20 protein-coding genes are annotated in these 21469 nt (G+C 59.4%); 10 read left to right on the top strand and 10 right to left on the bottom strand.

The window, feature by feature from the left end; genetic code table 11:
* Window positions 1-426 precede the first annotated feature (426 nt).
* Genes PY793_RS06840 through PY793_RS06850 form a run of 3 tightly spaced genes read right to left on the bottom strand, consistent with a single transcriptional unit; the run spans window position 427 to window position 2175 of the window.
* Window positions 427-948, bottom strand: coding sequence for an iron transporter (locus PY793_RS06840; RefSeq protein WP_275177360.1), 522 nt, complete (start codon window positions 946-948; stop codon window positions 427-429).
* Between the two features lie 54 nt (window positions 949-1002).
* Complete coding sequence (locus PY793_RS06845) at window positions 1003-1827, bottom strand: FTR1 family iron permease (RefSeq protein WP_275177361.1); 825 nt, start codon at window positions 1825-1827, stop codon at window positions 1003-1005.
* Window positions 1828-1830: 3 nt separating this feature from the next.
* Window positions 1831-2175 (bottom strand): cupredoxin domain-containing protein, encoded by a 345-nt coding sequence (locus tag PY793_RS06850; protein ID WP_275177362.1) that lies wholly within the window; start codon window positions 2173-2175, stop codon window positions 1831-1833.
* Between the two features lie 89 nt (window positions 2176-2264).
* On the opposite strand from PY793_RS06850, the gene PY793_RS06855 reads away from it, so the two are divergent.
* Window positions 2265-2795 carry a hypothetical protein gene (locus PY793_RS06855; RefSeq protein ID WP_275177363.1) on the top strand — a complete coding sequence of 177 codons (531 nt, stop codon included), beginning with the start codon at window positions 2265-2267 and terminating at the stop codon, window positions 2793-2795.
* A gap of 83 nt (window positions 2796-2878) precedes the next feature.
* Here the strand turns inward: PY793_RS06855 and thiC are convergent, their stop codons facing one another.
* Entirely contained in the window at window positions 2879-4744 is a 1866-nt protein-coding gene (thiC, locus tag PY793_RS06860) for a phosphomethylpyrimidine synthase ThiC (RefSeq protein WP_275177364.1), read from the bottom strand.
* Between the two features lie 50 nt (window positions 4745-4794).
* Here thiC and PY793_RS06865 point away from each other — a divergent pair, with 50 nt between their 5' ends.
* The gene (locus PY793_RS06865; protein WP_275177365.1) at window positions 4795-5016 is read left to right on the top strand and encodes a hypothetical protein; all 222 of its coding nucleotides are present in this window, start codon (window positions 4795-4797) and stop codon (window positions 5014-5016) included.
* 206 nt (window positions 5017-5222) lie between these two features.
* The gene (locus PY793_RS06870) at window positions 5223-6722 is read left to right on the top strand and encodes a sugar porter family MFS transporter (RefSeq protein WP_275177366.1); all 1500 of its coding nucleotides are present in this window, start codon (window positions 5223-5225) and stop codon (window positions 6720-6722) included.
* A gap of 113 nt (window positions 6723-6835) precedes the next feature.
* Here PY793_RS06870 and accC read toward each other — a convergent pair whose 3' ends face one another.
* Genes accC through aroQ form a run of 3 tightly spaced genes read right to left on the bottom strand, consistent with a single transcriptional unit; the run spans window position 6836 to window position 9086 of the window.
* Window positions 6836-8179: an acetyl-CoA carboxylase biotin carboxylase subunit gene (gene accC / locus PY793_RS06875; protein WP_275177367.1), complete on the bottom strand. Its 1344-nt coding sequence runs from the start codon at window positions 8177-8179 to the stop codon at window positions 6836-6838.
* Entirely contained in the window at window positions 8179-8634 is a 456-nt protein-coding gene (locus PY793_RS06880) for an acetyl-CoA carboxylase biotin carboxyl carrier protein (RefSeq protein WP_275177368.1), read from the bottom strand. Before PY793_RS06880 ends, accC begins: the two co-directional genes overlap by 1 nt.
* Entirely contained in the window at window positions 8631-9086 is a 456-nt protein-coding gene (gene aroQ / locus PY793_RS06885; protein ID WP_086646162.1) for a type II 3-dehydroquinate dehydratase, read from the bottom strand. The genes PY793_RS06880 and aroQ overlap by 4 nt, the downstream gene beginning before the upstream one ends.
* Before the next feature lie 244 nt (window positions 9087-9330).
* Between aroQ and PY793_RS06890 the strand changes: the two genes are divergently transcribed.
* Window positions 9331-9933, top strand: a complete 603-nt coding sequence (locus PY793_RS06890; protein WP_275177369.1) for a septal ring lytic transglycosylase RlpA family protein — start codon at window positions 9331-9333, stop codon at window positions 9931-9933.
* A 66-nt stretch (window positions 9934-9999) separates the two neighbouring features.
* Here PY793_RS06890 and PY793_RS06895 read toward each other — a convergent pair whose 3' ends face one another.
* Complete coding sequence (locus PY793_RS06895; RefSeq protein ID WP_275177370.1) at window positions 10000-11109, bottom strand: YihY/virulence factor BrkB family protein; 1110 nt, start codon at window positions 11107-11109, stop codon at window positions 10000-10002.
* A gap of 383 nt (window positions 11110-11492) precedes the next feature.
* Between PY793_RS06895 and PY793_RS06900 the strand changes: the two genes are divergently transcribed.
* Together PY793_RS06900 and PY793_RS06905 are read left to right on the top strand one after the other, a co-directional pair.
* The gene (locus PY793_RS06900) at window positions 11493-12623 is read left to right on the top strand and encodes a type III PLP-dependent enzyme (protein WP_275177371.1); all 1131 of its coding nucleotides are present in this window, start codon (window positions 11493-11495) and stop codon (window positions 12621-12623) included.
* 166 nt (window positions 12624-12789) lie between these two features.
* A complete protein-coding gene (locus tag PY793_RS06905) occupies window positions 12790-13521 on the top strand; it encodes a YfdX family protein (RefSeq protein WP_275177372.1) in 732 nt (243 codons plus the stop codon).
* An 88-nt stretch (window positions 13522-13609) separates the two neighbouring features.
* Here the strand turns inward: PY793_RS06905 and ccmB are convergent, their stop codons facing one another.
* Together ccmB and ccmA are read right to left on the bottom strand one after the other, a co-directional pair.
* Entirely contained in the window at window positions 13610-14278 is a 669-nt protein-coding gene (gene ccmB, locus PY793_RS06910; RefSeq protein ID WP_275177373.1) for a heme exporter protein CcmB, read from the bottom strand.
* Complete coding sequence (gene ccmA / locus PY793_RS06915; RefSeq protein WP_275177559.1) at window positions 14275-14913, bottom strand: heme ABC exporter ATP-binding protein CcmA; 639 nt, start codon at window positions 14911-14913, stop codon at window positions 14275-14277. The genes ccmB and ccmA overlap by 4 nt, the downstream gene beginning before the upstream one ends.
* A gap of 300 nt (window positions 14914-15213) precedes the next feature.
* On the opposite strand from ccmA, the gene acnA reads away from it, so the two are divergent.
* The 4 genes from acnA to PY793_RS06935 all read left to right on the top strand — a co-directional run bounded on the left by acnA (window position 15214) and on the right by PY793_RS06935 (window position 21464).
* On the top strand, window positions 15214-17907 hold the full coding sequence (gene acnA / locus PY793_RS06920; RefSeq protein ID WP_275177374.1) for an aconitate hydratase AcnA: 2694 nt from the start codon (window positions 15214-15216) through the stop codon (window positions 17905-17907).
* A 64-nt stretch (window positions 17908-17971) separates the two neighbouring features.
* On the top strand, window positions 17972-18733 hold the full coding sequence (locus tag PY793_RS06925; protein WP_275177375.1) for an amino acid ABC transporter ATP-binding protein: 762 nt from the start codon (window positions 17972-17974) through the stop codon (window positions 18731-18733).
* Window positions 18733-20286, top strand: a complete 1554-nt coding sequence (locus PY793_RS06930; RefSeq protein WP_275177376.1) for an ABC transporter substrate-binding protein/permease — start codon at window positions 18733-18735, stop codon at window positions 20284-20286. The genes PY793_RS06925 and PY793_RS06930 overlap by 1 nt, the downstream gene beginning before the upstream one ends.
* 260 nt (window positions 20287-20546) lie before the next feature.
* Complete coding sequence (locus tag PY793_RS06935; protein ID WP_275177377.1) at window positions 20547-21464, top strand: LysR family transcriptional regulator; 918 nt, start codon at window positions 20547-20549, stop codon at window positions 21462-21464.
* Window positions 21465-21469: the final 5 nt, after the last annotated feature.

Here is a 21469-nt window from a genome sequence, read left to right on the forward strand (position 1 = left end):
CGGGTGGTCTGCATCGGGGGATCTGGCGGCGGCAGCGGCTTCTGCTGCGCGCATGCTGTCGCGCACCGTGGCAGGGTCAACCTCGGACACCAGAGGGCCGGAATTGCCCATGCGCCTGCGGTCCTGCTCCAGCTGCGTCTCCGCATTCTGCGCAAATGAGGCTGTGCTTGAAAGTAGGGATAAAGCAAGAGATACAAAAACAGTTTTTGATAATGCTCTGTTTTTATAACCGCCACTGCAAGGCGTGCGGCATGGTGCCAGACAGAAGGTTGACATTGGGTTGCATCCTATATGCGAATAATTCTCAAAATCATTAATATGGGAATGAGGGCTAAGTCAAATATGTTTTAATTGCAACCCAGGAATATAAAAAAAGGGCAGGGATTTTATATAATCCCTGCCCTTTCCACAAAAAATCAGAAAAAATTATTTCTGAGGGTAGTTAAACGTAAAGGTTTCGGTAAACGGCGCCCAAAAACCCGGTGTACCGGTTTCCTTGTCCGTGTGGTGCAGGAAGCCGTTGGTTTCGGGTGAGCTGTAGCGGAACACAACAGTATAGGTGCCCGGGCCATTCATTTTGATATTGTTGGCGTAGTGCGCACCATCTTTTGCCGTCATGGCGTGCAGAATACCCTCATTTTTCCAGCTGGAGCCTTTTTTGGTCAGGGTGTAATCCACGCCAATGTAGGGGATCCATGCGCCATCGGGAAAACCCCAAGGGTTATCAGCAGTTGCATGCACATCGGTTTCCAGGTGGATGGTGTCCGCACCCATGGCCATGTCCTTGGGCATGGGGGCCATTTCCACCCCGATCAGGTAGTTGGCGGCAATTTCCATATCATGGGCCTGCACAGGGCCACCAATGGGGTATTCACGCGCCATGGCCGGAGCGGCATAGGTGGCGGAAAGGGCGGTCAGAACAGAAAAGACTTTGATACAACGCTTCATTTCAGGTCTCTATGATCAGAGGTGCCTCAGGCACAGGGTTGAAGAAGTGGAGTTTTATGGTGAGGGGGAGGGGTGTGGGCGGGTGCGCACAAAGCGTTCTGTTGCCAGCAGGCATACAAGGGTCAGGCCCCAGACCAGAATCTGGACCCCTGTTGGCCTGTCTGTGTAACCGGCAAGGGCTTTGGCCGTGCGGCCAGCAAGGCTGCCATCGGACAACAGCCAGGATGTATCCCAGATGTCGTAACCCAGTGCTGGAATCAGGTCATCCGATGCCAGCAGGGCCGCAGCCTGAGAGGCCATGCCTGCTGCCAGAAGGGAGACCAGAATATTGGTGACGGCAAAAAGATGCCGCAAAGGAATAATGATCAGCCCGCGATACAGGGCGTAAGACAGGGCGGCGCCACCCAGAACACCCAGCAGGCCACCGCTGAGCAGGGAGAACGCACCAACATGGGCGGATACGGCAATACCGTACAGGAACAGCACGACCTCCATCCCTTCGCGCAGCACGGCCACGGCCACCACGGTTGCCATGGCTCCAAGGGAGCGGCTGCCGGAGGAGACCGCAGCGCCCATTTTCTGCATTTCCAGTGCGAGTTCACGCCCATGCCGGGCCATCCAGATGACGTGCCAGGAGAGCATGATGACAGCCAGACACAGAATGGAGGCGGAAAAAATATCCTGCCCATTGCCCGAAAATGCGGTGGAGAGTGCTCCCGCAAAAGCCGCTGTAATGGCGGCACCGGCCACACCTGCGGCTACGCCGCCTGCCACCCACCAGCCGCGCCCGGCAATGCCACGCGTTGCCGCAAGAACAATGCCGACAACCAGACCAGCTTCTATAACTTCACGAAAAACAATGATCAGACTGCCAAGCATGGTTTACGGCTTTGCTTCTGCGGTGACTGTTCCCTTGGCCTGATCGGGGTGATAGTCATCAAAAAAAGTGTAGTGTCCGGGGTGCAGGGGGCCTGCATGCACCCGAATTTTTGAGCCAGGAACAATAATTTTTTCAAATTTCATGTCATAGCTTTCAAGCTCGTCTGTTGTGCTGTCCTGGTTTTCCAGTTCAATGATAAACCGTTCACCAGCAGGCACGCTCAGATGATCAGGTTCAAAATGATGATCTTTGAGTGTAAGGTGGAAAACGGTTTGCGCCTGAGCCTGTACGGGAGGAAAAAGACACATCCCGGTTAAAAGGGGGAGGGCCGCAAAAAGCCGTTTCATTCTCTGATTCTCCGCTTGTCTTGACTGTTTGGGTTAGTGAGAATCATTATTAAAGTCAATGTTTATACCGATCGGTGAATTGTAAGCTCATGTCAAATCATCCTCTGGCTTTTATGCGTCTGCCCACCGACCTGCTTATGGCGCTCGATAGCCGGACGTTCCACTTCTGGTTCCAGCCGGTGCATTATCTGGTCAGAATGCTGCATATTCTGAGCATGGCCGGTTTTTTTGGGATGGAACTGCTGTTTGCGCTCGCTGTTGTCCAGCAGATGGACCGGGATGCGTTGGTCAGGCTTTCCCGCTTTATGCTGCGTCCGTTGCATATTAGCTATGCCATAGCCATGATCACGGGCTTTGCGCTGTTTTTTTACGACCCGGTGCATATAGGCGCGCGCGCCTATATTACGCCCAAGCTCTTAGCGCTGGTTTTGTCGGGGTTGCTGGAATGGTATGGCCACAAGGCCCTGTACTGGCCGATCATGAAGGGGCGGGATGATAAAGTTTCCTTGTGGTGCAAAGTGTTTTGCTTTTCAGCCTGTCTGGTCTGGGTGGTTGTTATTGTGTTTTCGTGCCTGAATTCAGAAGGCGTGCCAAAAGTGTTTTTGCGGCATTATTTTTAACGGATTATGTAAAAAAATATGGAGAACAGGCAAACCCATTCTCCATATTTATAGATATTCAGGCAGTTATACGCCGTTCTTTATTATTCAGCGGCAACATACACCTTGCCGCCCGCCTGCCGGAACTCCTCATTTTTCTGTTCGATGCCCGCAAGGCGCGCGGCATCTTCCTTCAGGTCCTGGCTGATACGCATGGAGCAGAACTTGGGGCCGCACATGGAGCAGAAATGCGCCGTCTTGTGCGCATCGCGCGGCATGGTCTCGTCATGGTACGCGCAGGCTGTATCGGGGTCGAGCGAGAGGTTGAACTGGTCTTCCCAACGGAAGGAAAAGCGCGCGCGGCTGAGAGCGTCATCACGCAGCCTGGCCCCGGGGTGTCCCTTGGCCAGATCGGCCGCATGGGCGGCAATGCGGTAGGTGATCACCCCGGTTTTGACATCGTTGCGATCTGGCAGGCCAAGATGTTCCTTGGGGGTCACGTAGCAGAGCATGGACGTGCCGAACCAGCCGATCATCGCGGCCCCAATGGCCGATGTAATATGGTCGTAGCCGGGGGCAATATCGGTTGTTAACGGCCCAAGCGTGTAGAACGGGGCCTCATCGCATTCGCGCAGCTGCTTGTCCATGTTCTCCTTGATCTTGTGCATGGGCACATGGCCCGGCCCTTCGATCATGACCTGGCAGCCTTTGGCCCATGCAATCTTGGTCAGCTCGCCCAGCGTTTCCAGCTCGGCAAACTGCGCGGCGTCGTTGGCGTCAGCTATGCTGCCCGGGCGCAGTCCATCACCGAGCGAGAAGGAGACGTCATACGCACGCATGATGTCGCAGATGTCTTCAAAATGTTCGTACAGAAAGCTTTCGCGGTGGCCGTTCAGGCACCAGCTTGCCATGATGGAGCCGCCGCGCGAGACAATGCCCGTGACGCGGTTGGCGGTCAGAGGCACATGTTGCAGGCGGACACCAGCATGAATGGTAAAGTAGTCCACACCCTGTTCAGCCTGCTCGATCAGCGTATCGCGGAAGACCTCCCAGTTCAGTTTGCTGACATCCCCCCCCACTTTTTCCAGTGTCTGATAAAGTGGAACCGTGCCGATGGGGGTAGGGGCGTTACGCAGGATCCAGTCGCGGATGTTGTGGATGTTGCGACCCGTGGACAGGTCCATGACCGTATCGGCCCCCCAGCGGATGGACCAGACCAGTTTTTCCACTTCATCGGCCGCGGAGGAGGTAATGGCCGAATTGCCGATATTGGCGTTAACCTTGACCAGAAAATTGCGCCCGATCACAACCGGTTCAAGCTCGGGGTGGTTGATGTTGGCCGGAATAATGGCGCGGCCACGGGCAATTTCCTCCCGTACAAAGTCGGGGGTCACAAATTCGGGCAGGGCGGCGTTAAAAGAGTTGCCATCCCGGAGCTGTGCTGCAGCCTCGTCCAGCGCTTTCTGGCGGCCCAGATTTTCGCGGTGCGCCACATAGATCATTTCCTCGGTAATGATCCCGGCTCTGGCGAATTCATACTGGGTAACGGGTTTGCCCTCTGTGCCCCTGAGCACCGTATGCGGAGCAGGGCACGGCTGGACCAGATAGCTACCCTCGGCCCCGCCATTGTCTTCGGGGCGGATGCTGCGTGGGGTTGTGGCGCTCAGGCTGCGTCTGGCAAGCCATGCGCTGCGCAGCTTGGGCAGGCCCGCACGTACATCAATTGTGGCGGTGTGGTCCGTGTAAGGGCCGGACGTGTCGTATACCCGTAGCGGTGGTTCGTTGGCAGTCGGGTCGAGTGCGATCTCGCGGAACGGCACGCGGATGTCGGGGTGCCCATCGGGGCTGGAATACACCTTGCGTGACCCGCGGATGGGGCCGGTGGTGACCTGGCCGGGGGCAGGGGCTGCCGTGTTGGCCGGTTTGGGGTTGCCGCCCTGTGTGGGCTGTGTGGTGGTGGTGGCAGACATTACGCAAGTCTCCTCAGGCGCGAGGAGGACAGGCCTGTCAGATAAGGAGCGTGACCACTGCTGGTAACGCCACGCACAGGCTGGCGGGGCGTTTGTTCCTTAACAGGCACCAGTCCCTCCGCCGGTATGAGCCGGATCAGGTTCCCCGCCAGAACCTTATGTTGCTGGCGGCAGGGTCGCCACGGTGCCCTGCGATGGATGCAGAGCAAAAAGTGGCCTCTCAGTTCCTTGGCCCGGAACCCCCCTTGGTTATGTGCAAGCAGATAGCCTGAGATGTGCCTGTGTCAAGCATTTACACCAATATGTGACCCAATGCGGGGGACAAACACGGGGAATGCATAAAAGGGAAGGGGGACGAGGCGACTGTATAGCGCGGTTTTGCCATGTGCCGGGTTGATTGCATGCAGGATCCCACGTACAATAATAAATATAAATTAGTAAGATATGCAAATTTTTTTCAGTATGTCATGATTGTGTCATGCAGATAGAAAGAAATAAAACGCTTGATGCGGTAAAGAATCTCGAAATATCCTCACGTGCTCATTGCGTCTTGTGGATAGCGGCATTTGTGTCTGCCATATGCGGTGGTCTTTACGGGTACGACACGGGAATTATTTCTGGCGCACTTCTCCTTATTACCAAGGACTTCCACTTAACCTCCGTGCAGGAGGAAATGGTAACCTCGGCCATTCTGGTTGGGGCGGTTATTGGAGCGGTCGGGGTTTCCTGGTTTTCCGAGCGGTATGGGCGCAGGATATCGGTCATGCTGGTTACGGCGGTATTCGTGCTGGGGGCCATTGCCTGCTCCTATGCCTCAAGCGTGAGCATGCTGGTGATCGACCGCGTGTTTCTGGGCTTTGCGGTGGGCGGGTCCACGCAGGTGGTGCCGACCTATATTTCGGAGCTTGCCCCCGCGGCCAAGCGCGGCAATCTGGTGACGCTGTTCAACGTGGCCATTGGTATTGGCATTTTCATGGCCAATCTTGTGGGTTTTACCATGCGTGACGCATGGGGCTGGCGGCCGATGGTAGCCATTGCCGCCATTCCTGCGGCTGTGGTGTTCGTGAGCATGTTCTTCCTGCCCAAAAGCCCCCGCTGGGTGGCCGAGAACGAGGGCATGGTCTCCGCTGTCGAGCAGCTTGGGCGCGTGCGCACATCACGCAAGGTCATCCAGCGTGAGATAACCGAAATCCGCAAGAACGTGCTGGGCATGGATGAGGATGAACGGGGCTGGAAGGGGCTGCGGCTCCCCTGGGTTCGTCCTGCGCTGGTGGCGGCACTGGGTATTGCGTTCTTTACGCAGGCCGGTGGGCTGGAGATGATGATCTACTATACTCCTACCTTCCTGTCGGATGCCGGGTTCAATAGTTCCTCAGCGCTGCTGACCAGCCTTGGCGTTGCCATGGTCTATCTGGTCATGACCCTGCTGGGCTGCCTGTTTGTCGACCGTATCGGCCGCCGCCGTCTGGTGCTGGTCATGGGGCCGGGTTCCGTGCTCAGCCTTGTCGGGCTTGGGGTCATGTTTGCTCTGCACCCCGATAAAGGAAGTGTCGGGAGCTGGATGATTGTTGTGTTCCTGCTGCTGTTCATGGTGTTCAACTCCGGCGGGATTCAGGTCGTGGGCTGGCTGCTGGGGGCGGAACTGTTCCCTCTGCCCATGCGCGCGGTTGCGACCAGCCTGCATGCCGCCGTGCTGTGGGGGGCTGATCTGCTGGTGACGGCAACAGCGCTCTCATTGGTTCAGATGGTCTCTCTGGGTGGGACCATGTGGATTTACGCCGGGGTTAATCTGGCTTCGGTCATTTTTGTCTATTTCTGCGTGCCTGAGACAAGCGGAGCCACGCTGGAGGATATCGAGATGGCCCTGCGTGACGGCCAGTTCGTGCCCAAGGCCGAGAACAATTACGCCATTCCCCAGTATGAGATGGAGGAGGACGCCACCCCTATCCTCCCCCGGCAGGCCAGCAGCCCGGCCTGAAGGCGCTACAGTCTTTTCCCCCCGCCCTTATGGGTTGGTGGCGGTCAGACAGAAAAGGCCGGTCCAGAGTATGGACCGGCCTTTTTGCATGAGTATGCTCAGGTTCTGGCGGCTTAGTGCGTGCGCGCCATAAACTGTTCCAGCCAGTGAATGGTGTAGTCTCCGCTCTGGAAACCGGGGTCTTCCAGAATGGCGCGGTGGAGTGGAATAACGGTTTTAATCCCTTCCACCACAAACTCGTCCAGTGCCCGCTGCATACGGGCAATGGCTAGTGCGCGCGTGGGGGCATGGACGATCAGCTTGGCGATCATGCTGTCGTAGTACGGGGGAACACGGTAGCCGGTATAGAGCGCGCTATCCACCCGTACACCCAGACCACCGGGGGGGTGGTACACAGCCACAGTGCCGGGGCAGGGGGCAAAGGTGGTTGGGTCTTCGGCGTTAATGCGGCATTCAATGGCATGGCCGGAGAATGTGACATCCACCTGTGTGTAACCAAGCTTTTCACCCGCCGCCAGGCGAATCTGCTCACGCACCAGGTCCACATCGCACACCATTTCGGTAATGGGGTGTTCGACCTGGAGGCGGGTGTTCATTTCAATAAAGCAGAACTGCCCGTCCTGATACAGGAATTCCAGCGTGCCTGCGTTACGGTAACCCATGCGTGCGAGCGCTTCGGTTGCCGTGCGGCCAATGGTATCGCGCTGTTCGGTGGAAATGGCGGGGGAGCCTGCTTCCTCCAGCACCTTCTGGTGGCGGCGCTGGAGCGAGCAGTCACGCTCGCCAAAATGGACCACGTTGCCGTAATTGTCGCCCAGAATCTGGAGCTCGATATGGCGCGGGCGGTCCATGTATTTTTCCATGTACACCGCATCATTGCCAAAGGCTGCGCGCGCTTCGGTGCGGGCCATGCTCCATGCATCGGAGAGTTCCTCGGCGGAGTGGGCAACCTTCATGCCGCGTCCACCACCACCGGCGGCGGCCTTGATCAGCACGGGGTAGCCAACGCGGCTGGCCACTTCGTGCGCTTCTTCAAGGTTGGCCAGTTCCCCGTCCGAGCCGGGGACCAGTGGCACGCCAAGGGCGAGCATGGTGGTCTTGGCGGTAATCTTGTCGCCCATCATGCGGATATGTTCGGCCGTGGGACCAATAAAGACCAGACCGTGGGCTTCCACCGTTTCGGCAAAATCGGCGTTTTCGGACAGGAAGCCGTAGCCGGGGTGAATGGCTTCCGCCCCGGTTATGGTCGCAGCCGACAGAATGGCCGCCACATTCAGGTACGAATCGCGCGAGGAGGGGGGGCCAATGCACACCGCCTCATCCGCCAGGCGCACATGCATGGCATCGGCATCGGCGGTGGAGTGGACCGCCACGGTTTTGATCCCGAGTTCCCGGCAGGCGCGCAGGATACGCAGGGCGATCTCGCCACGGTTGGCGATAAGGATTTTGGAGAACATTACTCGATAATGGCGAGTGGCTGGCCAAACTCGACCGGGTCGCCCGAAGCGACCAGAATGGCCTTGAGCGTGCCGCCTCTGGGAGCCTTGATCTGGTTGAAGGTCTTCATTGCTTCAATCAGCATCAGGGTCTGCCCGGCGGTCACGATCTGCCCTTCGCTCGCAAACGGGGGGGAGGACGGGTCGGGCGTCAGGTAGGCTACGCCCACCATGGGGCTGGGTATTGCACCCGGATGGCGGGAGAAGTCAGCCGGGGCTGTACTTTCCACTGCTGCAGGCGCTGCGGCTGCTACAGGGGCTACCGGCGCGGGGGCCGCGGCCTGCACTGTTGCGGGGGCACGGGCCACGCGAATGCGGCGGTCTTTTTCAGACACCTCAATTTCGGTCAGTCCGGTTTCAGTCAGAATTTCGGCCAGAGCCCGAATGGCATCCGCGTCCACGAGCAGTCCGCTCATTGGTCATCCTCATCCAGAATAAGATCAGTCATTGCCTGCAAGGCCAGAGAATACCCGCCAACGCCCAGCCCGCAGATAACGCCGCTGGCGGCGCGCGAAACGTAGGAGTGGTGGCGGAATGGCTCGCGGCGGTGAATGTTGGAGATATGGACCTCAATGACTGGCAGGTCCGTAGCCAGCAGTGCATCCAGCAGGGCGATGGAAGTATGGGTATACCCCGCAGGATTGATAATGATGCCTTTGGCCCGCCTGCGGCACTCCTGTACCCAGGAGATCAGCTCGCCTTCAATGTTGGTCTGGCGGAAGTCTATGGCCAGTCCCAGCTTTTCGGCGGTCTGCAGGCAGAGCTGTTCCACGTCGTCCAGCGTTGCCCGCCCGTATACTTCGGGCTGGCGCTGTCCAAGCATGTTCAGGTTGGGGCCGTTCAGCACAGCAATGAGAGGTCTTTCCATGACAGACGGGGCCGTAGCACGATGCGCCCGCGTATCCAAGAGAAAGCGGTACGAAAAGTGGGCCGACACCCCCAGACCCTGCGTTTTGCCTTGCATGTGAGGGGGCGGGTGCGTCATATTTCTGCCACGCGGGTGGGGCATATAAGGGTGGGCTACCCCTCGTGGTGGTTGAAAAAGGTTGCCTTTGGGCGGTCAAAGCGCCCATTAAGGAATGGTCTATTACGGAAACGGAGTTAACAGGCGGATGTCAGCCCTGCGCCGGGCACTTCTTGGAAGTGTATTTGTCACAACTTCTCTGTTCGCGCTTCCTTCGGCCCATGCGGCCACGGCGGAGGCGCCGAGTGGCACTGCATGGGCCGAATCCGTGCAAAAGGCCCTTGCTGCGCGCGATGCGCAGGATGTGACCGATTCTGACACTCACTCTGGTCACAAAGCTTCCCAGAAAGGGATGGCAAGCTGGTATGGCGCACGCCAGCACCTGCGGCGCACATCCTCGGGCACAAGGTTTGACAAAAACCGCCTGACCGCCGCTCACCCTACAGCCCCCCTTGGCAGCAAGCTGCTTGTCACATCGGAAGAGACAGGCCGCTCCGTTGTGGTGACGGTGAATGACCGGGGGCCTTACAGTCAGGGGCGGATTATTGACCTTTCACAGGCGGCTGCGGCCCGGATTGGTATGCTGAGCACTGGCGTGGCGCATGTGAGTGTGCAGACCGCGACGCCGGAGGAAGTGGCCGCCGCCCCCGAGGCGGGCACGTCTCCTTCCCTGAGCGCGCCACCCAAGCCGCAGTCTGGCAAGCATGGCCGTCCGCTGCATCTCCAGCGCAAGCGCTTTGGTCACCCGTAAGGCGTTTGGCGACCCGTCAGTAATTTAAAGTACTTCACGGGCCGCTTGGGCCGGGGGGCTGTCTGCTTACAGGTCCGCGCGTGGCGTGTGCGGGCAATCTGTTGGTGTGGCGGGCTTGCTGGCCAGCATGGAATCGGTCTCGGGGGGGTGGATAAGCCCCAGAGCGTACCCTTCCATCTGGGCATTCAGTTCCGCCCCCATCAGCACCACCCATGCGGTGACAAAAAACCACATCATGATGGCAATAAACGCGCCCAGTGGTCCGTAGGTCGCGTTGTAGCTGGCCAGATGCGCCACGTAGTATGAGAATCCGAGCGAGGCTATGATCCACGTAATGGTGGAGGCCAGAGCACCGGGGAGCACCCAGCGCCATTGCGTATGCCGCTTGCGGTCCGGACCAAAGCGGTACAGGGCCGACAGGGCCAGTGTTTCAAACGTGAACATGACCACTGGCCCGCTCCACCGCGCCAGAAACTCAATGGAGCCGGGTGGGGTGGGAATATGCAGGATGGCGGGCAGCGTTAAAAACAGCGGCATGGCCACCAGCAGGGCCAGCGTGAGCACCGCACCCAGAATACCAGACAGGGTCATGGCGAAGGCGGTTGCCTGAAAGACCAGAAAATTCCGGTTCTCACGCGTGTTGTAAGCAATGTTCAGGGCCGACAGAATGGAGCGTGTGGCGGCGGAAGCCGACCATAATGCAACCGAGAGCGAGATGATCAGGTTGACGGTCAGGGAGGAGGGCGGCTCGGCCACCAGTGTCTGCACCCGGTCATAGAGCAGGTTGAAGGCGCTGGGGGGGAGCAGGTTGCGCAGGATATCCATCTGAGGAGCCACGGTCTGCACGTCAAACGCCAGCCCGTAAATGGAGATCATGGCGCTAATGGCGGGAAACAGGGATAGGGTGGTATAGAACGCGCACCCCGCAGCCACCAGAGTGGTCGGCCCGAACACAAGGTTCTTGACCGTGTTGGAGAGAATGGTCCGCCAGTCTCCGCGGCTCATGGCCCAGGGGCTTGCAAAGCGCAGCCGCGCGACCTGAGTGGGCGCATCATGCCCGGTGCGTTGGGGGAGCGGAGAACGGTCCGACTGCCAGAGAGCCTGCATGAATCCAGAAAAATCCTTGATCTGTGGTCTGGCCCGATTGCGGTAACGGGCATGCCACGTGCGCACCATGGACTCGGCCAGCAGAGGCTGGTTGCGGAGTCTGGCAAGGTGTACTTCACAATGGGGCGCACTAAAGATTTTGCGTGGAAAAGCAGCGGAAAAGCGTGAAGCAACCCTTATGTTCCCAAGTCTTATCGGGGGTTGTGGGGCTCTGCCAAGTTTTTTTGTTCTGGCTGGATTTTTTACTTGCGCTTGTGTCGGTTTGGCCGCATATGCACGCCCCTACGCAGCAACGCACGTGCCACTGGCCCTCTGAGGTTACGCAACGACGTCAAGCGTTCTGGCTAATCGGGGCCTCTTTGCAGGTCTGCCTTTCGCTGGTCCGTTAGACCGTTTCGCAACTCCTTCTCCGCTGTACAGGCGGGGGAGCCTGATACTGGGGGAGTGGGGACATGAATCCCAAAATCACCCGTTTTCTTGCCGAACAAAAACCGGCAACACCCTGCCTTGTCGTCGATGTTGACCAGGTGGAAGCCCGGTATCGCGCGCTGGGCAAGGCTCTGCCGCTTGCGCGCATTTACTATGCCGTCAAGGCCAATCCGGCCATGCCCATCCTGACCCGTCTGGTCGGGCTTGGCTCCTGCTTTGATGCCGCGTCCTGGGAGGAAGTCTCCCTCTGCCTTGAGGCAGGGGCGGACCCCGAGGCCATTTCCTTTGGCAACACGGTTAAAAAAGTGTCGGCCATTCAGGCAGCTTACAAGGCTGGCGTACGCATGTTTGTGTTCGACTGCCATGAAGAGCTGGCAAAAATTGCCCGGCATGCACCGGGCAGCCGTGTGTATTGCCGCCTGCTGGTGGACAATTACGATGCGGAATGGCCGCTCTCACGCAAGTTTGGCACCACGGTCGAATCTGCGCGTGACCTGATGCTCGAAGCCCGTACGCTGGGGCTGGACCCGTATGGCCTGTCCTTTCATGTCGGGTCGCAGCAGCTTTCGGCTGAAGCATACGAAGCCGCCATTGCCCGTGTGGCCAGCCTGTTTACGGACCTGAGCAGCGCCGGGCTTGACCTGCGCATGATCAATCTCGGCGGGGGTTTTCCCATCCGTTACCGTGAGGATGTGCCCGAGATCGACCATTTTGCCGGAGCGATCGGCCGCGCCATGACCGAACATTTTGGCAATGCACTGCCCGAAATGCTGGTTGAGCCGGGCCGCTTTATTGTGGGCGAGGCAGGTGTTGTGCATACCGAGGTGGTGCTGGTGAGCGCACGCGGTCGGCAGGACGGACCCCGCTGGGTGTATCTGGATATCGGGCGTTTTGGTGGTCTGGCGGAAACGGAGGGCGAATCCATTCGCTACGCCATTCGGACTGCGCGTGATGGTTCCCCCACGGGGCCGGTGGCGCTGGCGGGACCAACCTGCGATGGAGCGGATATTCTATACGAAAAAAGCCATTACGACCTGCCGCTGGACCTGTGCTCGGGCGAACAGATCGACCTGCTGGGGACGGGGGCTTACGTTTCCACCTACTGCTCGACGCGCTTTAACGGTTTTGCGCCTCTGAGCGAGTATTACATCTGATCTCACGCTTTACGGGGCGGTCTGCGAACGGTTTTTTCCTTCAGGGCGCCCCTGTCGTAAAGACAGCCCTGTATTGTGCGTGCAGCCCTTTGCAGACGCTCCGATGCGCTTAAACATTGCTCCAGATACAGGCCCATGATCAGGGGTCTGGATAAGGGGAGTTCTTATGACACGAATGGGTATGCTGCTGGGTACGGTTCTGGTGGCAACGGCTGCCGCAACACCTTTGTATGCGCAGCAGGCACCGTCTGGCGCCGCCGCGTCCAGCACGATTGCACAGTCCGCAGCCACGCAGGATTTCAGCCGTCTTTCCGATGATGGCAGCATGGCGTTCGAATATCTGACCCTCGCACGGAACGCCATTTTTGATGGTGACCTGACCGGGGCCAAGGCGCTTATCGCCAATGCCCAGCAGGCGCTGGCTACGGCCCGTTCGGATAATACCGCCTTCCAGAAGGCCGCAGCCGAACTGATGCCGAGCAAAACCGGCCAGTCCCGTCCCCGTTCCGCGGCACCCACAACGCAGCAGGTGGCATGGCTGCCAATTGATGGCGAACTGGTGCTGAACGCCAATACAGAGGAAACACCGGAAAAAACCGCCATTGTTGCGGCGGCCAACCGGCACCTCAAATCTGGCAATCCCGCCCGTGCGGCTGAAGTGCTGCGTGTGACCAATGTGGATGCGGATTATGTTATTGCCGCCGTGCCGCTGGATCAGGTGACGCAGGACGTGGCGCGCGCAGCCCGGCTGATTGGCAAAGACCCCTACAAGGCCAGCGAAGCCCTGCGTGATGCGCAGGAAGCCGTGCGTTACGCGTCGGTGGATATTCAGGCCGTGTCTCACCCGGCAACAAACGCCAAGGCCGCTCCGGCACCGGCTGCTGCTCCGGCAAAATAAGCATACGGGCCGGTCCGCTGTGCCGGACGGGTTATAAAAAAGGGGTGGGGACCATAAGATGGCCCTCCCCTTTTTTTTGTGGTGTCGCTTACTCTGCTGCTGCGCGCAGTCCGGCTCCTGCGGCAAGGGGGCAGAGTGGGAGCGTGCCTGCAACAAATGCGCCCAGCAGTTCCAGGTCTGGCTGCCAGGGCAGGCCGTTGGAGGCGGCATCTATGGCGGCAGCGCCAAAAATAAGGGCAGGTGTAGCCAAAGGCAGGGTCAGCAGGGGCAGCAGCACGCCGCCCCGCCGCGCGCCCAGCACAATGGATGCGCCCATCCCCCCGATAAGCGAGAGGACGACAGACCCTAAAAACAACCCCCCCAGCAGCACCGGCAGGGCGGAGGCGGGCAGGCCCAGCATGACGGAAAGCGGGGCTGCGGCCAGCAGCAGCGGTACGCCGGTTGTGAGCCAGTGAGCGGTTATCTTGGCCAGTGCAACCAGTGCGGGTGGCAGGCCAAGCAGGAGTAACTGGTCAAGAGAGCCATCCTCCAGTTCCGCGCCAAACAGGCGGTCCAGCGGTAAAAGAGCAGCCAGCAGGGCGCATACCCAGATAATCCCCGGTGCCATATGGCGCAAAAGTTCGGGCGAGGGGCCAAGGGCCAGCGGGAACAGTGTTGCTGTCACCACAAAAAACAGCACCGCCCCCAGCGTGTCTGCCCCATGGCGCAGGGCCAGCCGCAGGTCCCGCATGACAATGCCCCAGAACAGCCGGTTCATGCGTAGTCTCCCTCAAACGCGCCAAAGGGGCGGGGGTCGGCGGCACCGGGCAGGTCCAGTGCGCAGGTGTTGTCCAGCGGTAAGGGAACATGGGTTGTGGCGATTAAAATTCCCCCGCGTGCACGATGGGCCGCCATGGCGTGGCCCAGCAGGGTTATGGCGGCCGAATCCAGTCCCAGACTCGGCTCGTCCAGCAGCCATAGCGGTGCGTGTGCCAGCAGTACGCGGGCAAGGGCGGTGCGGCGCTTCTGCCCGGCAGAAAGCAGGCGGGCGGGCAGGTCGGCCAGCGGCAGCAGGTCCATGGCCTCCAGCGCCTGGGCCATGTGCGCGCCGGGGCGGGTGAACAGGTGCAGGTTTTCGCTTACGCTCAGGCCGGGTTTGAGTGCGTCCTGGTGGCCAATATAGGCCACACGCTCTGCATGGGCGGCACGGTCGTTAAAAATAGACTGGCCATTCCATGTCAACTGCCCCGAATCCGGTTTGCGCAGCCCGGCCAGTACACGCAGCAGGGTGGATTTGCCTGCGCCGTTGGGGCCGGTCAGCAGCATGGCGTCCCCCGCGCGCAGGGTCAGGCTTACGCCATCCAGCACCAGACGGTCCCCGCGGAACACGCAAAGGGAGTCCGCCTCCAGCATCGTGCTGGCGGGGGTGGGGGTGCCAGATGGGTCTTTGGCACGGGGTTCAGACTGGCTCACGGAGATGGGACTTCTCCTTTTTGTTACCGTAATCACACAAAAAGCGGGATTGCTCGCGCGGTCGTGGTCACTCCCCCGCTTGTGCCTTTTATTAGTGCCGGTATGTTCTAGCCCCAACGGGATATCAAGCCGGTTGTCCGAAGAGCGGACACGCACGCAACGCCGTGCGGAACAATACGGAACACAACGGTGTCCTGAACGCATCACCAGCCATCGGCTGTGATCGGGGAGAAAACGACGATGAAATCGGTTGGCCACGACTCACTCAAAACAGGCCGCACCCTTGAGGTTGACGGCAAGACCTACCACTATTTTTCCATTCCCGAAGCGGCAAAAACCATTGGCGACGTAAGCCGCCTGCCGGTTTCGCTCAAGGTTCTGCTGGAGAACATCCTTCGGTTTGAAGATGCGCGCTCCTACAGTGTGGAAGACGCCAAATCCATTGCTGGCTGGCTGCCCAAAGGCAGCAGCACCAAGGAAGTGCCCTTCAAGCCCTCCCGCATTCTCATGCAGGACTTTACGGGTGTTCCCGGCGTTGTGGACCTTGCGGCCATGCGCGATGGTATTGTTAACCTCAAGGGTGATCCGCAGAAGGTCAACCCGCTGGTGCCGGTCGACCTTGTGATCGACCACTCCGTGATGGTGGACTTTGCCGGGACCGATGAAGCCCTGCAGGAAAACATCACCCTCGAATTTGAACGCAACGCGGAACGTTATGCCTTCCTGCGCTGGGGTCAGGAAGCGTTCGAGAACTTCTCCGTGGTGCCGCCCGATACGGGCATCTGCCATCAGGTGAACCTTGAATACATCGCGCAGGTGGCATGGACCGCCAACGTGGGCGGCAAGGACTACGTGTACCCCGATTCGCTTTACGGCACGGACAGCCACACGACCATGATCAATGGTCTGGGCGTTCTGGGCTGGGGTGTTGGCGGGATCGAGGCCGAAGCCGCCATGCTGGGCCAGCCCATTGCCATGCTTATCCCCGATGTGATCGGCTTCAAGCTGATCGGCAAGCTGCCAGAAGGGGCCACGGCGACCGATCTGGTGCTGACCGTCACCCAGATGCTCCGCAAGAAGGGTGTTGTTGGCAAGTTTGTGGAATTCTTTGGCCCGGCTCTGGACCATCTGCCCGTTGCTGACCGCGCCACCATTGCCAACATGGCTCCCGAATACGGTGCCACCTGTGGCTTCTTCCCCGTGGACGAACTGACGCTGGACTTCCTGCGCCAGACCGGCCGCGACGAACACCGTATTAAACTGGTCAAGGAATACCTGCAGGCGCAGGATATGTTCCGCACCGAAAAAACGCCTGAACCCGTGTTTACGGATGTGCTGGAACTGGACCTGAGCACGGTTGTGCCGTCTCTGGCTGGCCCCAAGCGCCCGCAGGACCGCGTGGAACTGAAGAACGCCACCACGGCGTTTGAAAAAGAGCTGACCTCCTCCCTTGGTGTTCCCGCAGCCGAAGCCAACAAGAAGGTTCCGGTCGCTGGCACCAATTACGAGCTGGGTAGCGGCGATGTGGTCATTGCGGCCATTACCTCCTGCACCAACACCTCCAACCCGGCGGTGCTGATTGCCGCAGGTCTGGTCGCCCGCAAGGCGCGCGCTCTGGGCCTGACCCCCAAGCCGTGGGTCAAGACCTCGCTCGCACCCGGTTCGCAGGTTGTGACCGACTACCTCAACCGCTCCAGCCTGACCGAAGACCTGGACGCCATGGGCTTCAATACGGTCGGTTATGGCTGCACCACCTGCATCGGCAACTCCGGCCCGCTGCCCGGCAACATTGTGGACGCGATTGAAAACAACAACCTGGTTGCTGTTTCCGTCCTGTCTGGCAACCGTAACTTTGAGGGACGCATTTCCCCCAACGTGCGCGCCAACTACCTTGCCAGCCCGCCGCTGGTGGTTGCCTACTCGCTGCTGGGCACCATGCGTCAGGATATTACAACGGCCCAGCTTGGCACCTCCAAGGATGGCAAGCCGGTGTACCTGAAGGACATCTGGCCTTCCAACAAGGAAATTGCCGACCTGATCGCCTCGTCCATCACGCGCGAAGAGTTTATCAAACGCTACGCCAACGTGGGTAAGGGCACCAAGGAATGGCAGGGCCTCAAGGTTGCCACGGGGTCTGAAACCTACAAGTGGGATCCCAAATCCACCTATGTGCAGGACCCTCCATACTTCAAGAACATGGCGGTTGAGCCCACGGCTCCGGGCAACATCAGCGGTGCGCGTATTCTGGCCCTGCTGGGTGACAACATCACCACCGACCATATCTCTCCCGCTGGCTCCATCAAAAAGGACAGCCCCGCTGGCCGTTACCTGATGGAACACGGCGTGGAACCCAAGGACTTCAACTCCTACGGTTCCCGTCGCGGGAATGACCGGGTCATGGTGCGTGGTACGTTTGCCAACATCCGGATCAAGAACGAAATGGTGCCGGGCACGGAAGGGGGCTATTCCAAGCACTACCCCGATGGCAAGGAAGGCGCGATTTACGACGTGGCCATGGAATACAAGGAAGCGGGTGTGCCGCTGGTTGTATTTGGTGGCAAGGAATACGGCATGGGCTCCTCGCGCGACTGGGCTGCCAAAGGCACCCTGCTGCTGGGCGTCAAGGCCGTGATCGCGGAAAGCTTTGAACGGATCCACCGTTCCAACCTTGTGGGCATGGGCGTTCTGCCCCTGCTGTTCAAGGAAGGCACAACCCGTCAGACCCTGGGCCTGAAGGGGGATGAAGTGATCAGCATTTCCGGAATTGACAAACTCACGCCCCGTATGGACGTGATTATGACAATTACAAGAAATGACGGTTCCAAGCAGGAAGTACCGCTGCTTTGCCGGGTCGATACTCTGGACGAGGTAGAGTATTACAGGCATGGTGGCATCCTTCAGTACGTCTTGCGTGGGATGACAAAAGCTGCCTGAGAACCTATCCGTTCAAGGTGAACGTCTTATTGCCGACCCGGTGCAGACCGGGTCGGCTTTTTCTATGAATGACCCCGTAGTTCTGAGTGCGGAACAGTTGCACAAGGACTTTGGAGAAGGGGAAATCCTGTGTGGCGTGTCCATGCAGGTCCGCAAGGGGGAGCTGGTGTCTATCATCGGTCCTTCTGGTTGCGGCAAATCCACCTTCCTGCGGTGTCTCAATTTTCTGGAAATACCTGACCGTGGCACGGTAACGGCCATGGGGGTGACCATTGCGCGCAATGGTGGCCCGTGGCGTAGTGCGGAGGAGCATCTGGCCCATCGCCTGCGGACACATGTGGGTATGGTGTTCCAGAGTTTTAACCTGTTCCCGCATCTGAGTGTGCTGGATAACGTGATGCTGGCCCCCCGCGTGGTCAAAGGCGGCAATGCCGAAGCCGACCGGGAAGAGGCCATGGCCCTGCTGGAAAAAGTGGGGCTGGCCAAGGTGGCGCAGCGTTACCCTGTTTCGCTCTCTGGTGGTCAGCAGCAGCGTGCGGCCATTGCCCGCGCTCTGGCCATGCGGCCCGAGATCATGCTGTACGACGAACCGACTTCCGCCCTGGACCCCATTGTGGCCGAGGAGGTGCTTAACGTCATGCGCACACTGGATGACGAGGGCATGACCCAGATCATTGTGACCCATGACATGCGCTTTGCCGAGGTTGCATCCGATACGGTGGTGTACATGGATGGCGGGCACGTGATCGAGGCCGGGCCGCCGGAAGTCCTGTGCGTGAACCCCGAACATGAACAGACCCGCCGCTTTATGAGGACCGTCCTGTGATGAACACCGCACAGCCCCGCCCTCGCCGCCTGATGGGCGTCTTGTCAGGCCTGTTTGCAGCGCTGCTGGTGCTGGCCGCAGCCCCCGGCGCGGTCCCGGCCGCCCACGCGCAGAGCAAGCCGTTCCACTGGGCGGCCGATTCCTCGGCCGATGTGCCCTATACCTTCCATGACCTCAAAGACCAGAACAAGCTGACGGGCTTTGAATATGACCTGATGCAGGAACTCAGCCGCCACATGGGCGCGCCGCTGGACTTCATCAACAACGATTGGGACGGGCTTATTCCCGGCCTGCAGCGTGGCCTGTACGACATGGTCATCTGCGGGATCGAGATAACCGATGAGCATGCCGAAGGCATTGACTTCAGCATCCCCTATTACGTGACCTCCGAACGGCTGGTGGTGCGCCGCAAGGGCAAACAGTTCACCACACTGGCAGACCTTGAAGGGCACAAGGTTGGTACAATCAAGGATACGCAGGCCGAGCGTATGCTGACCAACAACACCAAAATATCCCTGAGCACCTATGACGAAGAAACAGATGCGTTCATGGATCTGGTCAATGGGCGCACGGATGCCATTCTGATCGACGGCCCCATTGCCAAATATTACGGTGAAACCAACCCCGCCCTGCATATTGTGGGCGCGCCCATCGGCCGGGTGCAGTATGGCATTGCCTTTGCCAAGGGCAAGAACACGGAACTGCGTGAACGGGTGAACGCGGCTCTGCTGGCCATGCAGCAGGATGGCAGCCTGCACCATATTCTGGTGCGCTGGGACCTGTGGACGCCAGAAATGGCACAGCTTACCAACGACCACACCCAGCCCAATGTAACCCCCGCTGCGTGGAACAACTATGTGGCCGAGTTGCAGGGCAAGGGCGGGTTGCGTGTCAAGCTTGAGCGCTATGCCGGTTTTGTGCCCCAGCTGGTCCGGGCTGCGGGGCTGACCCTGATGGTCTCGCTGTGCGCCATGATTGTTGCGGTCGCACTGGGGCTGGGGCTTGCGCTGCTGCGCCTGTATGGCCCGCGCCCGCTGGCATGGCTTGCCGCAACCTACGTGGAGCTTGTGCGGGGCACGCCGCTGCTTATTCAGGTGCTGTTCATTTTTTACGGTCTGCCCGAATTTGGCATCAGCATGTCTCCCTTTGTGGCGGGTGTGGTCAGCCTTGGGCTGAACTACGCGGCATATGAGGCGGAAAACTACCGGGCCGGTCTGCAATCGGTCGCACATGGGCAGATGGAAGCAGCCCTCGCCCTTAACATGACCCATCCGCAGGCGCTGCGTTATGTGCTGGTGCCGCAGGCGTTCCGGCTGGTCATGCCGGTCATGACCAACGACTTTATCTCCCTGCTCAAGGATTCGTCTCTGGTCAGCGTGATCACCCTGACAGAACTGACGCAGACTTATATCCGCCTGTCCTCTGCCTATTTTGACTATTTTGGCACAGGGCTGATGGTGGGTGCCGCCTACCTGCTTCTGGGTCTGCCCTTCGTGCGTCTGGCGCGTCTGGCTGAAAAACGCCTTGCCATGCCTCATACCCGCCGCCGCTAGGGCTGCGGGGCTGCGGTCATGCCCATAGCTTTAAATGCGCTATAGGCATGGCCGCTTCTTGTTCTGTCCATGTTGTATCCAACCTAACCTTGCTGCAATAGAAAGGGTGATAAGCTCGTAGCCTGACACAGCATGCTGGTTACAGGGCGGGGTGGTTGGGGGCCAGCCAGATTCTGGGCACGCTCTGCACTGTCTTGCCTGTTGTCGTCGGCAGCACTGGAGAGGGCTAGCCGCCTACACAGGAAACGGTGCCGACCTCCATGGATCTTCTCTCCGCACTCCACAGTTTTGTGCGTGTTGCCGCCACAGGCTCATTTTCCGCCGTCTCGCGCGAGACGGGGGTTAGCCAGCCTACAATTTCGCGCCATATTGCCTTGCTGGAGGCGCATTACGGTACCACGCTGTTTGCGCGTACCACCCGCAGCCTGACCATGACCGAGGACGGTCGCAGCCTGCTCCCCCATGCCTATGAAGTACTGGAAATTCTGGAAACGGCAGAAACCGTTCTGGGCCGCAGGCGTGCTTCGGTCTCCGGTCTTGTGCGGCTGGGGGTGACCACAGCCTTCGGCCTGTGCCTGACCCGCAGAATGGGCGAGCTGCTGGACCGCCACCCCGACCTGTCGGTGGAGGTAGTCATGCGCGATTCGTTTGGAGATCTGGTGGAAGAAGGGCTGGATCTGGCCGTGCGCGTGGGCGAAATTGCCGAGGGCACGCTGATCGCGCGCAAACTGGGGCTGGTGCATAAATGGCTGGTGGCTTCTCCCGCCTGCCTGCAACGCTACAACATGCCCGAGCACCCCCGCGCACTTACTGAATATCCGGGCGTTGTATATAATTACGGTTCCAGCCGTCTGGACTGGAATTTTGAGCGTGATGGGGAGGAAAGCGTGATTGTCCCCACCGCCGTATTCCGCGCCAATAGCAGCGAAGCGGTGATGTACGCGGTGGAAGCTGGCATTGGTGTGGGTCTGCTCCCGGCTTTTCAGGTGCGGGATGCCGTGGCCAGTGGGCGTCTGGTGCGCCTGTTCGCGGACTGGAACATTCCGGGGCTACCGTTTTACGCCGTGCATACCGGTCCGCGCACCCTGCCGCTGCGGACCCGCACGGTTATGGATTTTCTGGTCGACGTTTCAGCCGATCTGTTGCGTGATGGCGGGATTTTATCGCCCGTTCCGTAAAGGGG

Origin of the sequence: Acetobacter fabarum, from assembly GCF_029069195.1 — a bacterium.
GTDB classification, from domain to species: Bacteria; Pseudomonadota; Alphaproteobacteria; order Acetobacterales; family Acetobacteraceae; genus Acetobacter; species Acetobacter fabarum_A.

Coding starts and splice junctions, on each gene's coding strand:
- PY793_RS06935 (WP_275177377.1), top strand. CDS start 20,547: ATGGATCTTCTCTCCGCACTCCACAGTTTTGTGCGTGTTGCCGCCACA.
- acnA (WP_275177374.1), top strand. CDS start 15,214: ATGAAATCGGTTGGCCACGACTCACTCAAAACAGGCCGCACCCTTGAG.
- PY793_RS06890 (WP_275177369.1), top strand. CDS start 9,331: ATGTCAGCCCTGCGCCGGGCACTTCTTGGAAGTGTATTTGTCACAACT.
- PY793_RS06900 (WP_275177371.1), top strand. CDS start 11,493: ATGAATCCCAAAATCACCCGTTTTCTTGCCGAACAAAAACCGGCAACA.
- ccmA (WP_275177559.1), bottom strand. CDS start 14,913: ATGCTGGAGGCGGACTCCCTTTGCGTGTTCCGCGGGGACCGTCTGGTG.
- accC (WP_275177367.1), bottom strand. CDS start 8,179: ATGTTCTCCAAAATCCTTATCGCCAACCGTGGCGAGATCGCCCTGCGT.
- PY793_RS06855 (WP_275177363.1), top strand. CDS start 2,265: ATGTCAAATCATCCTCTGGCTTTTATGCGTCTGCCCACCGACCTGCTT.
- PY793_RS06895 (WP_275177370.1), bottom strand. CDS start 11,109: ATGGTGCGCACGTGGCATGCCCGTTACCGCAATCGGGCCAGACCACAG.
- aroQ (WP_086646162.1), bottom strand. CDS start 9,086: ATGGAAAGACCTCTCATTGCTGTGCTGAACGGCCCCAACCTGAACATG.
- PY793_RS06870 (WP_275177366.1), top strand. CDS start 5,223: ATGCAGATAGAAAGAAATAAAACGCTTGATGCGGTAAAGAATCTCGAA.
- PY793_RS06905 (WP_275177372.1), top strand. CDS start 12,790: ATGACACGAATGGGTATGCTGCTGGGTACGGTTCTGGTGGCAACGGCT.
- ccmB (WP_275177373.1), bottom strand. CDS start 14,278: ATGAACCGGCTGTTCTGGGGCATTGTCATGCGGGACCTGCGGCTGGCC.
- PY793_RS06850 (WP_275177362.1), bottom strand. CDS start 2,175: ATGAAACGGCTTTTTGCGGCCCTCCCCCTTTTAACCGGGATGTGTCTT.
- PY793_RS06840 (WP_275177360.1), bottom strand. CDS start 948: ATGAAGCGTTGTATCAAAGTCTTTTCTGTTCTGACCGCCCTTTCCGCC.
- PY793_RS06930 (WP_275177376.1), top strand. CDS start 18,733: ATGAACACCGCACAGCCCCGCCCTCGCCGCCTGATGGGCGTCTTGTCA.
- PY793_RS06845 (WP_275177361.1), bottom strand. CDS start 1,827: ATGCTTGGCAGTCTGATCATTGTTTTTCGTGAAGTTATAGAAGCTGGT.
- thiC (WP_275177364.1), bottom strand. CDS start 4,744: ATGTCTGCCACCACCACCACACAGCCCACACAGGGCGGCAACCCCAAA.
- PY793_RS06880 (WP_275177368.1), bottom strand. CDS start 8,634: ATGAGCGGACTGCTCGTGGACGCGGATGCCATTCGGGCTCTGGCCGAA.
- PY793_RS06925 (WP_275177375.1), top strand. CDS start 17,972: ATGAATGACCCCGTAGTTCTGAGTGCGGAACAGTTGCACAAGGACTTT.